The sequence below is a fragment of the Kaistella sp. SH40-3 genome, assembly GCF_030686865.1.
GTDB lineage: Bacteria > Bacteroidota > Bacteroidia > Flavobacteriales > Weeksellaceae > Kaistella.
On sequence record NZ_JAQYUS010000008.1, the window covers coordinates 106,182 to 118,730 of the forward strand.

The following is a 12,549-nucleotide window of genomic DNA, read 5'->3' on the forward strand; positions in this document are numbered from 1 at the left end:
GTCTATTTTACTTCATTTGCCTGTCAATCTAATTTGATTAATTGGTCTCTATGCTCGAGAACCTTTTGTTTACCGAAAATAACTTTAAATTTGAACAAAATTGATCTACAAGTAATTTAATACAATGAAATTTAAAAAACCAAATAAGAAATGGACGATCATCTGGTTTATTTCAGCCCTTATTTTCGTGCTCGCTGTTTTTCCGGTTCCAGCCCAAAAACCGATCAAATATGTTGACAGAGAAACCGGACAGGTTCTAATTGAAAATGTTTACGGCGAAAAATGGCTGGATTGGTTGTATCACAATCCCGTCGGGGAAGCAACTTTATGGACCATTGCAAAACGAAAACTCATCACTTCCCTTTACGGTGATGAAATGGAAAAGCCGGCCTCTGCAGATAAGATAGTGCCGTTTGTAAAAGAATACGGCGTTGATCTCAGTATTGCACAAAAACAAAACTTCACCAGTTTTAATGATTTTTTTATTCGCAAACTCAAACCGGAAGCCAGACCAATCGTTGCAGATTCCCTCGCAGTAGCCTCGCCAGCAGATGGTAAAATTTTAGCCTATGAAAATATTAAAAACGCTGATTTTTACATCAAAGGTTTTCGGTTTAATGTGAACACCTTTTTAAACAATCCAGACTTAGCAAAAAAATACGAAGACGGTACAATGATCGTTTTCCGACTCGCACCGCCGGATTATCACCGGTATCATTTCCCAATAAGTGGAACTACAGGAAGTTCAAATATTAAAATTAATGGAGATTACTACTCCGTAAATCCATTGGCACTTCGTAAAAAAGCCGAAATTTTCTGGTTGAATAAAAGAGAATACGGCGTCATGAAAAGTCCGTTATTTGGCGATGTAGTAATGGTAGAAGTTGGTGCAACAATGGTCGGAAGCATGATTCAAACGTACACTGGTACAACAGTTAAAAAAGGCGAAGAAAAAGGATATTTTAAATTTGGAGGTTCTACCGTGGTTTTGTTGTTTGAGAAAGATAAAATTAAAATTGATAATGACTTATTAATGAACACTTCAAAAGGCTTGGAAACGACCATAAAAATGGGTGAACGAATTGCAATCCAAAAATAAAAACCGACTATTTTCTACGACTAAGAATTAATTTCCACTGTTTTCTTTTCATAAAAGGTGGTTGCGATTCCTGCTAAGATAATAACGCTTCCAACCATTTGAATCACCGTGATTTTTTCATTTAAAATAACTGCTGCTAAAATTGATGCAAATATCGCCTGACTTAACAAACTCAGCGATACTCGAGTTGCACGCATATTTTGAGTGGAATAACTAATGAGCAACCATGCAATTAACTGACAAACAATTCCCTGAGTTAAAAGTGAAATCCAGGCTTCGTTTGAAAAGCCGAAAAAATGTTCACCGAAATACATATTAATAAAGAACAGAAAAACCGTACTGAAAATCATACTATAAGTGATGAAAGTAATGACTTCTAATCTCGCCAATAATTTCTTACTTGTCAATATATAAAGCGCGTACAATACTCCAGAAAGAATTCCGAGGAAGAACGCACTGTCTAATTTCAATTCTAAAATTGTATCAATTCCGACAAAAGTCAGCATTCCGATCAAGGCAATTAAAGTTCCCAGCCAAAAACTTTTCCGTGGGCGATAACTCAAAAAAATAAAAGAAAAAACACCGACCCAAATTGGCGACAGATTAGTCAATAAAGTCGCTTGAGTTGCTGACGAATGCTGAATAGAAATATTCCAGACGGCAATATCTGATGCGAACAAAATACCACAAACTGCGATTGGCAGAAGTGTTTTGAAATCTTCTAAATACAGTTTTTTCTTATAAATTGCAAAAGGCAAAATAATCGCCGTTGCAATTGCCATTCTATAAAACGCAGAAATTAATCCGGATGTAAGATTCATCCGAACGATTACCGGAAAAATGGAGATGCATAAAATCCCAAGGAATAATGCAATTCTAGGCTTTGTCATTTTTTAATACTTTCTACCGACTTCTTTGCAGATTTCTAAATATTCATCGGGCATTTTCGAAAACATTCCCTGTTCAAAATACTGATCGGAATGCGGAATGTAAATGCTGTACTTCTTACCAAGTGGAATTAAGGGAATGAAAAACAGTTCAAAATAATTTTTATAAACGGTAATAATCGCATTGACTTCAAAACCGTTTTTCATGATTTTGAGTTGCTCTTTACCGACCGGTTTTTTATTGATTCCAAAGATGAAGAACATTTAACAACTAAATTTATTTTATTTCTTTGAAGGATTTGGCAATTTTTCTAAACTCCTCCAGATTCTTGTTCTTATCTTTCAGAGCACACCAGGAAATAATTTGATAGTAATGCTTAGCAGTTTCTACAATGGTAACATGGTAAAACAACTGGGTAGAAAGTTCAGACTCATCTTCGAAAAAAGATCCTTCAATACTTGTTTCCACCGCATTTTGATCATTAATCATTAGTGCTTTTGGCGTAGTATACTTCAGGGATTTATCATCCTGCAAACCATCTGTAATCGCTTTAGAATAATGTTCACCTGCTTCTACCAAATTAGAAAATGCGATTTGGAAAAAGGTTAGATTATCTTTTTCAGTCTGAATAACAATTGAATATTTTTCGTTGATAGGACTTGAAAACTGTGCAGAAGCAACATCATTCAAATCATAACTTTTAACGTAGCCTATCGGATAAGAAATCGTGAACGGCGCACCAAATTGATAATCATTCATTTGTTGTGCAGAAAAGATTCCGCTTAAAAGAACAGCGATAAAAAGTACAATTTTTATTCTCATTATTGCACTTGGTTTTTAATAAAATAATAAATCAACATCGCCCAGGAAATAATCATCAATAAACCACCAAATGGGGTAATTGGCCCTATTAATTTTGATGGAATGGAGGCAACCTCACTGAATGCCAATAAATAAATACTTACCGAAAAAAGAAAAGTTCCCGCAATCATTAAAATAGAAATCCATTTTTCTGAGGGAGATTCAAATTTTAAAATATAACCCACGATCAATAAAAAAAGTGCGGAATACATCTGATATTTCACACCGGTTTCGAAACTCGCAAGTTTATCAATTGATAAAACCTTCTTTAAAGCGTGCGCTCCAAACGCTCCTAAAATCACAGACACCAATCCGTAAACGGCACCGATTATTAATGTTATACTTTTCATAAATAGTTATTTATTTTTTTTAAGGAATTATAGAATCGCCAACCTTCATCAGTATTTGTTCACAAAGGTCGTTAGTGGCAATTCCGTATTATAATTTTCCTGTTTGATAAGTGAGGACTAGTTTTCCGATAATTGATAAAATCCCGATGGCAATAAACATCCACGAGAATTTCTTTGATTTTTCAAAGCCGGGATCTTTGGTGACTTTAAGAAAAATCCCAAAAATTAAAATTAAAAGACCTAGAAAGATTTGAAACATATTATTTATTTCTCAATTTATTAAACTCGCTGATCACTTCATGGTGCGTCACCGTTTTGTCTTTAAAGTAAGTTACAAAATGATTTTTCTCTTCTTCGGTTGCTCCTAATTGATTGAGAATATTGAACAAGTGCATTTTCATATGGCCTTTTTGAATTCCAGTCGTCACCAAAGAACGCAATGCTCCAAAATTCTGAGCCAAACCAGAAACAGCCAAAATACTCATGAGTTCCTGCGCAGAAGGTTTCCCCAACAAAGCCAAAGAAAATTTAACAAGCGGATGAAGATTAGTCAAACCACCAACAACGCCTACAGAAATTGGCAAGTCAATCCAGAATCTAAAAATTCCGTTGTCAATTGTACAATGCGTTAAACTCGAATATTTTCCATCTTTTGCAGCGTAAGCGTGTGCGCATGCTTCGGTCGCACGGAAATCATTTCCTGTTGCAATCACCACTGCATCTACTCCATTCATAATTCCTTTGTTATGAGTCGTTGCACGATACGGTTCGATTTCAGCGATCGTTACAGCACGTTTGAATTTGGTTGCAAACTCTTCGTTAGAAATTCCACTATCGTCTTTTAAATCCTCGATCTTGCAAGAAACCTCAGCTCTTACAATACAATCCGGGGTAAAGTTGGATAAAATATTCATCACGATTTGTAAAGAATCTTTCTCTTCCTGAGTGAAAGTGTCTTCTTTTTCAACTTCCTCCTTTAATGTTTTTCCAAACTGCTCCAAACAAGAATTAATAAAGTTGGCACCCATAGAATCTACCGTGTCGAAACTCGCTTTCAATTGAAAATAATTTTCTAACTCAGCAGATTTATCGATGAGATGGATATTGAGAATTCCACCACCGCGATTTCGCATATTTTTAGTAATCTCTTCGGTCGCTTCAAACAATCTTTTCTTTAATTTAAAGTTAAAGAAATGCAAGATTTTATGCGGCTCAACATCTAAAATAAAATGCGTGTGACCTAATTTTTTGGTATTGATGATGGTTGTTTTAAAACCACCTTTATCAATCCAGAATTTTGCTGCTTTTGAAGCTGCTGCAACTACCGAACTTTCTTCTACTGCCATTGGCAGCGCCAATAATTTCCCATCGATGAGGAAGTTTGGTGCAATTCCGTAAGGCATATAAAAATTAGAAATAGTGTTTTCAGAAAACTCTTCGTGTAATTTTTGCAGCGTGTGATCGCCGTTCCAATATTGCTGAAGCACCTGTTCGTAACTGCGGTCTTCATTCAGATATTCTTTGATGAGCCAATCTATTTTTCTTTGTTTTGAGAGTTTAGAAAATCCTTCAACCGGTTGGTGATTCATAGAAATAATTTTTGAAATTCAAAGATAGGAATTTAGGTTGGAAGTTTATGGTAAGAGTTGCAACGTTAAAAAAACCGCATCAAGATTAAATCTTAATGCGGTTAAATTATTTGAAATTAAATTTTCAGTTACGCTTCTAACTGCGTTCCCAAATATTCCCATTCCTGAAGAGCCAAATCTAATTCCTCTTTTTTAGAATTATAAACTTCTAATGTTTCTTCAGATGGATTCTCAGTCGTAAAAGTTTTTTCCATTTCTTCGATTTTCAATTCGAGTTCAGAAATTTTCTCTTCGACTTTCTTTATTTTATTTTGAATGTTTTTTTGATCTTTACTAACGATAACCTGTTTCTTTTCAACTGGTTTTTCAACCACTTTTATTGGTTCTGGCTCATTTCGTAATTCCTGCAATTTCGATTTCTCGGCAGAAATTTCACGGATGCTTTCTTTCTGTCGGAATTCTAAGTAATCATTAACATCGCCCAAAAATTCTTTCATTCTTCCATCACGGAATTCAAAAATCTTATCGCTCAAACCTTGCAAAAATTCACGGTCGTGAGAAATAACAATCAGCGTTCCTTCAAATTTCTGCAAAGCCAGTTTGATGATTTCTTTCGACTGAATATCCAAGTGATTCGTCGGCTCATCCATAATCAATGTATTGAATGGACGCAGTAATAATTTACACAAAGCCAAACGGTTACGTTCCCCTCCGGAAAGCACTTTTGTTTTCTTGGTAACATCATCACCTTGAAAAAGGAAACTTCCCAACAAGTCACGTACTCTAGGACGGGTTTCTTCTGTCGCAGCATCTTCGGCTTCCTCTAAAACAGTTTTATTCGGTGTTAAAACCTCTTCCTGATTTTGTGCAAAATAACCAATATTTACATTATGTCCCAGATTCCATTCGCCTGTGTAATCGGTAATTTCTCCGGACAATATTTTTGCTAATGTTGTTTTACCTTGACCATTTTGACCTAATAAAGCGATTCGCTGTCCACGCTCAATAAAGAAATCAACCTCATCGAAAATTTGTTTTTTACCGTAAGCTTTTCCTAAATTTTTGGCTTCGAAAATTATTTTTCCTGGAGTTACAGCTGGTTGAAATCGAATATTAAATTTTGAAACATCATCAGTATCAACTTCAATTCTTTCAAGTTTATCTAATTTTTTAATCAATGATTGCGCGAAAGAAGATTTAGTTGCAGAGGCACGGAAACGGTTGATGTTATCTTCCATCTGCTTAATTTCTACATCCTGATTCTTCTTGGCTTGAATTTGCTTTTCTTTTCGCTCTTTACTTAACTCTAAATATTTGGTATAGTTGGCTTTATAATCGTCAACCTTTTTATTATTAATATCAAAAGTTCTGTTACAAACCGAGGTCATAAATTGCTTATCGTGACTTACCAAAACGATTGCGCCTGGATAATCTTTCAAAAAACTTTCGAGCCAAATAATGGATTCCATATCCAAGTGATTGGTTGGTTCATCCAGCAACATCAAATCATTTTTCTGCAAAAGCAATTTCGCTAATTCAATTCTCATTCGCCAACCGCCAGAAAACTCGTCGGTGATTTTATGAAAATCATCTGCCTTAAAGCCCAGTCCCAATAACACTTTCTCAACATCACCTTCTAAATTGTACGCATCGTGATGCATTAAAAGATCATTTAATTCAGTCATTCTATGAATTAAATTTTCATAGTAAGTACTTTCATAATCTGTTCTGGTAACCATTTGATGATTCACGTCTTCAAGTTCATTCTTCATAGCATTGATGGCTTCAAAAGCTTGAAGTGTTTCATTCCACACCGTACGACCTTTCACAAAATCTAAATCTTGTTTTAGGAAACCTATGGTCACGGTGCCTTCCTGAACGATGCTTCCTTCGTAGAAATTAATTTCGCCCGTAAGCATTTTTAGCAACGTAGATTTTCCCGCTCCATTTTTACCGACCAAACCGATTTTATCATCTTTTTTGATGGTGAAATTTACGTTTTGAAACAGGTAATTTCCAGAGTGATGAAGACCTAAACTTTGAACAGAAATCATATGATATAATACTAATTGATGAGTGATTTTTCGAGGTGCAAAAGTAGTGAAACTAATTGAATTACAGACTAACTTGCTGAGACAGTTCTTCATTTTTAAAAGATTAATTTTTATCTTTACGGATATTTAAAATTTAAAAATGAAAAAATTAATCGGTCTTCTTACTTTCTTTTTCTTTATTTGCGCTTACGGACAATCCCTAAAAGTGATGTCCTTTAATATTCGGCTATCATTAGAATCCGACAAAGAAAACTCTTGGGAAAACCGCAAAACCGAAGCATTACAATTAATGGATTATTACCATCCTGATTTTTTTGGGGTTCAGGAAGCGGTTCCACAACAAATGCTTGACATTAAAAACAATCTAAAAAATTACGATTTCGTGGGAGTTGGTCGCGACGACGGAAAAAACAAAGGCGAATATTCTGCTCTATTTTACGACACAGAAAAACTACAGGTTTTAGAATCCGGAACTTTCTGGCTAAGCGAAACGCCAAACATTCTATCAAAAGGTTGGGATGCTGCCTATAATAGAGTTTGCACTTATGCTTTATTTAAAATGAAAAAAGGAGGTAAAAAATTCTGGGCCTTTAATACGCATTTCGATCATATCGGAAATGTTGCAAGAGAAAAATCAGCAACTTTGATTTTAGAAAAAATAAAAGGACTCAATGTCAAAAATCTTCCCGTGGTTTTAACAGGTGATTTTAATTTAACAGAGGACACGGATCCACTGAAAATCATTTCCGCAGAAATGCTAAACACCTATCATCATTCAGCGAAAAAACCATATGGACCGAAAGGGACATTTACCAATTTTGATGTCAATACCATTCCAACAGAGCGCATTGATTATATCTTTGTGAAAGATTTTGAGACTGAAAGTTTTAGAACCATTAATGACAGAAGAGAAAATTTACTGTATCCATCTGACCATTTCCCGATTATGGCAGAACTCTCTTTTTAAAGTCTATCTTTTTTCTGTGGGAAAATCGATTTCAAATCCGACTCCTCTAATTGATTGAATTTTTATCTGCTCATCATAGCGGAAATATTTTCGAATTCTACTTATAAAAACATCCAGACTTCTGCCAGTAAAGTAATCATTGGCTTCCCAGAGAGTATCTAAAATATCGTCGCGTTTTATAGTTTTCTTATTATGCTTTAAAAGATAAAGCAAAAGGTCTTTTTCCCGAATGGTTAAACGTACTTTTTCTTCTGAATGAGACAGCAAAAGCTTTTCTGAGTCTAAAGAATATTCTCCTATTCTGAACTGCGTTTTTACAGTTGCGGGTAAAACTCTTTTAAGAATATTTTTTATGCGAAGAATGAGTTCTTCTGGTTCACACGGTTTAGCGATATAATCGTCGGCTCCGATTTTCAAGCCGGTTAATCGGTCTATTTTCTGATTTTTGGCAGATAGAAAAAGAAATGGAAAATGAGGATATTCTTTCAAAATTATTTTAGCCAAAGAAAAACCGTCGATATTCGGCATCATAATATCTAAAACCCCAATATTAAAAGAGAAATCAGAATTTAAAATCCCCACAACATCTGCAGGATTTTGAAACCAAACGACATCAAAATCACTTAATTCTAAATATTGTTTTAGAATAAGTCCAAAATCTGCATCGTCTTCTACTAAAAGAATTTTAGTTTTCATATGGCAGATTTATTTTAAAAGTTGTTCCTTCTTTTGGCTGGCTTGAAACGGTAATTGTACCATTATATTTTTTAATAATTTTCTGAACAAAATAAAGTCCCAATCCAAGACCTTTGGTATCATGGATATTATTGGATTGTATTCTGTAAAATTTTTCAAAAATATTTTTAAACTCTTTCTTTTCAATCCCTTTTCCATTGTCGGAGACCTCAATGTCTAAAGTAAACGCTGACTGAATAATATTAATTTTAACAATTGAAGCACCATATTTCACACTATTTTCGCAAAGGTTTTTCAAAACGGTTTCCATTAAATTTTTATCAAAAGGAAATTCCTGCGAAGTATTATTATTTAGAACAAACTGAACATCGGGATAAATAAACACCAAATCCTGAATAACAAAACCCCAGTCTTCTGGTTTTATTTTGATGGTTTCACCTTCGTTATCATCTTTATATAATTGAAACATCAAACTTTCTAAACGGGTAATTTGCCGATCAATCAAAGGCAGTGTTTTGGGATTCCAATCTTTTTTTAAAGTTTTGCTCGCAATTTTCAAAGTAGCGATTGGCGTTTTGAATTCATGTGAAATATTATCAACTGCCGAATGTAAAATTTCTACCAATTTCTGTTGTTTAATTAAATTTTTGATCGTAAAAATATACAACAGCAAAACAGCAACTAATAAAGCAAAACAACAAATCATAAGAACAACTAATTCTTTAAAAATAATACTCTTAATATTTAGGATTTCGTAGCTTGTTTTACTTTTCACAAGAAAAGTATTGTTTTTAGTGATTTTATCTTTGTCTTTGGAAGGAGAGGTTGAAGACGTTTCCCAAGTGCCCGTATTTAAAATCTTTGGATTAGAAACTTTATTTTCGGTTTCGTAGAGAACGATTGGTTTATCGATGAGACTGTGATTGTTCGGTACAAAAACGATAGAAACATACTCAATCTTTGCCGCGACCTTATATCCTTCACTTTTAAATTCCTGATCGATATACTGACTGAATTTCTTTTGGTTGCTCTTTCTATTAATTTCAAACAAGTTTAAGAATTCCTGTTTGGTGATTTCTTGATTGTTGTATTGAATAAAAATACTCTGCAACGAATCACTCGAGAATTTCTTAATTCCGCCATGATCTTCTAATTGTTCGGTAATATCACTCAATCCTGTATAGATATTCCTATTGATTTCGTTTTCTTTCAACTGATAGGTTTTAACTAGGAAATAAGCCTGAATCCCTAATAAAAGAAGAAACAATACGGTAAAAGCTGCGACAAGATTTTTGCTTTTGGAAATCATATTTACAAAGATATAGGTTTAAACTTTTGCCTAGGAGCATTAACCCATCGTTAACCTTCCATTAACCGAAATCTTCGGTAGTTTCAAAGACCTTTGCTACAGCAATTTAACGAATAATACTTTTGCTTTTCCTCTCTTATTTAATCTAAAAAAAAATCAATGTATAAAATCTTACTTTTTTTATTTCTGCCTGTAATGCTATTTTCTCAAAAACAAAAAATTGAGGGAACGGTGATAAATATTCAAAACGAAAAACTTCCGATGGTCACTGTTGAAGTTTATAATTTTCAAAAGACTTTAATTAAAAAAGTAGTGACCAATGAAAACGGAGGATTTGTGCTGGAAGGAATTTCTGAAACCAAAGTTAAATTGATTTTTAAAGATTTGGAATATAATGAACTTGAAGAAAATCTAGATTTAGCAAAACAAGATAAACCGCTTCATATTATTTTGAAAAAAAACATTCAAGAAATTCAGGAAGTGGTGATGACTAAACAAAAACCTGTGGTAACAAGAAAGATTGACCGCTTGTCATTTAATGTAGAAAACAGTAATATTTCATCGCAAAACGCTTGGGAAATTCTAAAAAAAACGCCGGGAGTTTCTGTGAAAAATGATGCTTTAACAATAAAAGGAAGTCAAAGTATTTTAGTAACCATTAATGATAAAAAAATAATGTTAACTGGCGACGAACTGAAAAACCTTTTAGAAAATACGCAAGGAGAAGAGATGAAATCCGTAGAAGTCATTACAAATCCCCCTGCAAAATATGAAGCCTCTGGAAGTGCGGTGCTCAATATCATCATGAAGAAAAATACAATTGAAGGTTACCGCGGTATTATTTCTTCAAAATATGTGCAAAGTCAGTATGCAAAAGGAGTAGCAGGAATTTCTCAATATTACAAAAAAGACAAACTTTCGGCAATGGCGAGTTATTATTTAGGAGGTGGAACTTATTATAGGGAAGGCACAGATTACGTAAATTATATAGAAGATCAAACCAAATGGATCAGCACGATGAATCGGAAAGACCAAAACAAAAGTCAAAACACAGTCAACTTTAACATTGAATATGAAGTAGACAGTCTCACCAATTTGAGCCTAAACTACTCTGGATTTTTCAGTCCGAAATCTTTTGGCAATTATAATGTTCCTACCTTAATTCTTAACAATCAGAATATGATAGAATCTTATTACACTACAATTAATGATCACTATTCACGCGATATCAATAATGCTGTAAGTTTTCAGCTTGATCGGAAAATCAATAAAAAAAGTAAAGTTAGTTGGACTAATTATTTCGCAGGAAACAATGCTCGAAAATATCAGAACATTCTCACTTATTTGGTTTTCGCCAATGAAACTCCGACAGAAAATAATTTTCTAACCAACAACAAAAGTGATGTTCAACTCTATTCTACCCAAGCAGATTATGATTGGAAAACCGAAAAATGGGAAGTTGAATCGGGCGCAAAATATAGTTTTGTAAAAACCAATAGCGTGCTTCAATTTTCCGAAAACAAAAACGGAGATCTTCAATATTCACCAGACAAAAGCAATACGTTCGATTATCACGAACACAATTTCGCACTTTATTCTTCCCTAACCTATAATCCCGGAAAATGGAATTTTAAAGCAGGTTTGCGTGCAGAAAAAACAAATTTGGCAGGAATAGTTTCAGAACCATACGAGGTAAATAAAGATGATTATTGGAAACTGTTTCCAACTTTGTATGCGCAATACACCACTACGAATAATCATCAGTTCGGATTATCCTACGGCAAAAGAATCAGCAGACCTTCTTACTCATGGTTAAATCCCGCAAAGTCGTACTATAATTTATTTTCCTATTTTCAAGGTGATCCTAAGTTAATAGCGACGCTGGTGCATAACCTCAACTTTAATTACACCTACAAAGACTGGAATCTGGATTTTTATTATCGAAAAGAAATTAATCCTTCCATGGAGATTTCCTTTCAAGAACCAAGTACCAATTCGCTAATCTACCATTTCACCAACATAGAAAAAGGTCAAGCCTACGGTTTGAGTTTGTTTAAGAATTTTCAAATCAAACCGTGGTGGAGTTTTAGTTTATCTGAAAACTTAGAACACAATGAAAATTATTTCGTCGGCGTAGATGCAATTTTATATAAAAATAAAGTTTGGAATTGGTCTTCCGACCTTTCAACCAGTTTCATACTCAATAAAAATAGCGATTGGAAAATAGAAGTCGGTCATCAATATAACTCTCCGTCGATACAGGGAACATTTACAATTTCTGGTTCATCTTCTACTTATTTGGTGATGAATAAAAAGTTTTTCAGCAAAAAATTAGAATCCAGTCTTTTATTTAATGATATTTTTAAAACTTCCCACGAGAAAGTCACTACTAAATACGCAAATCAGGATAATTATTTTTTGGATTATGGAGATACCCGAAATTTTATAATTTCCATAAAGTTCAACTTTGGAAATCAAGCTGTGAAAAACGCTAAAACAATTGAAAAAGTCGAAGAGGAAAATAGGATGTAGAGCTATTTTTAAAAAAACTTTTGGAACAGTAAAATACAATTTTGCTGTTCATTTTATTTAAAACCAAAACGATCATTTAGGTTAAAACAAAAGAATCCATCATGACTGATGGATTCTAAAAACACAAATGATGAAAAAAAATTTATTCAACACTGTTACCAGCAATTGAACTCTGCAAATATTACCTTTATTTTTCAGATATCA

The 12,549-nt window shown here is 33.8% G+C and carries 12 protein-coding genes; 3 read left to right on the forward strand and 9 right to left on the reverse strand.

Going from position 1 to position 12,549, the window contains the following annotated elements; all coding sequences use genetic code 11:
- Window positions 1–124: 124 nt before the first annotated feature.
- Complete coding sequence (locus PUH65_RS12865) at window positions 125–1,099, forward strand: phosphatidylserine decarboxylase (protein ID WP_305520542.1); 975 nt, start codon at window positions 125–127, stop codon at window positions 1,097–1,099.
- A gap of 20 nt (window positions 1,100–1,119) precedes the next feature.
- Here the strand turns inward: PUH65_RS12865 and PUH65_RS12870 are convergent, their stop codons facing one another.
- From PUH65_RS12870 to PUH65_RS12900, 7 genes are all read right to left on the reverse strand, one after another.
- Window positions 1,120–1,989, reverse strand: coding sequence for a DMT family transporter (locus tag PUH65_RS12870; RefSeq protein WP_305520543.1), 870 nt, complete (start codon window positions 1,987–1,989; stop codon window positions 1,120–1,122).
- A 3-nt stretch (window positions 1,990–1,992) separates the two neighbouring features.
- Window positions 1,993–2,250: a hypothetical protein gene (locus PUH65_RS12875; RefSeq protein WP_305520544.1), complete on the reverse strand. Its 258-nt coding sequence runs from the start codon at window positions 2,248–2,250 to the stop codon at window positions 1,993–1,995.
- 13 nt (window positions 2,251–2,263) lie between these two features.
- On the reverse strand, window positions 2,264–2,809 hold the full coding sequence (locus PUH65_RS12880) for a hypothetical protein (RefSeq protein ID WP_305520545.1): 546 nt from the start codon (window positions 2,807–2,809) through the stop codon (window positions 2,264–2,266).
- Window positions 2,809–3,198: a DUF423 domain-containing protein gene (locus PUH65_RS12885; protein WP_305520546.1), complete on the reverse strand. Its 390-nt coding sequence runs from the start codon at window positions 3,196–3,198 to the stop codon at window positions 2,809–2,811. The genes PUH65_RS12880 and PUH65_RS12885 overlap by 1 nt, the downstream gene beginning before the upstream one ends.
- Window positions 3,199–3,286: 88 nt before the next feature.
- Window positions 3,287–3,457 (reverse strand): hypothetical protein, encoded by a 171-nt coding sequence (locus PUH65_RS12890; RefSeq protein ID WP_305520547.1) that lies wholly within the window; start codon window positions 3,455–3,457, stop codon window positions 3,287–3,289.
- A 1-nt stretch (window position 3,458) separates the two neighbouring features.
- Window positions 3,459–4,787 carry a hydroxymethylglutaryl-CoA reductase, degradative gene (locus tag PUH65_RS12895; RefSeq protein ID WP_305520548.1) on the reverse strand — a complete coding sequence of 443 codons (1,329 nt, stop codon included), beginning with the start codon at window positions 4,785–4,787 and terminating at the stop codon, window positions 3,459–3,461.
- A gap of 128 nt (window positions 4,788–4,915) precedes the next feature.
- On the reverse strand, window positions 4,916–6,841 hold the full coding sequence (locus tag PUH65_RS12900; protein ID WP_305520572.1) for an ABC-F family ATP-binding cassette domain-containing protein: 1,926 nt from the start codon (window positions 6,839–6,841) through the stop codon (window positions 4,916–4,918).
- Window positions 6,842–6,980: 139 nt separating this feature from the next.
- Between PUH65_RS12900 and PUH65_RS12905 the strand changes: the two genes are divergently transcribed.
- Entirely contained in the window at window positions 6,981–7,808 is an 828-nt protein-coding gene (locus PUH65_RS12905; RefSeq protein ID WP_305520549.1) for an endonuclease/exonuclease/phosphatase family protein, read from the forward strand.
- 3 nt (window positions 7,809–7,811) lie between these two features.
- Here the strand turns inward: PUH65_RS12905 and PUH65_RS12910 are convergent, their stop codons facing one another.
- Both PUH65_RS12910 and PUH65_RS12915 read right to left on the reverse strand, forming a co-directional pair.
- A complete protein-coding gene (locus tag PUH65_RS12910) occupies window positions 7,812–8,504 on the reverse strand; it encodes a response regulator transcription factor (RefSeq protein ID WP_305520550.1) in 693 nt (230 codons plus the stop codon).
- Window positions 8,494–9,813, reverse strand: coding sequence for a sensor histidine kinase KdpD (locus PUH65_RS12915; protein ID WP_305520551.1), 1,320 nt, complete (start codon window positions 9,811–9,813; stop codon window positions 8,494–8,496). The genes PUH65_RS12910 and PUH65_RS12915 overlap by 11 nt, the downstream gene beginning before the upstream one ends.
- 159 nt (window positions 9,814–9,972) lie before the next feature.
- Here PUH65_RS12915 and PUH65_RS12920 point away from each other — a divergent pair, with 159 nt between their 5' ends.
- Window positions 9,973–12,345 carry an outer membrane beta-barrel family protein gene (locus PUH65_RS12920; RefSeq protein WP_305520552.1) on the forward strand — a complete coding sequence of 791 codons (2,373 nt, stop codon included), beginning with the start codon at window positions 9,973–9,975 and terminating at the stop codon, window positions 12,343–12,345.
- Window positions 12,346–12,549: the final 204 nt, after the last annotated feature.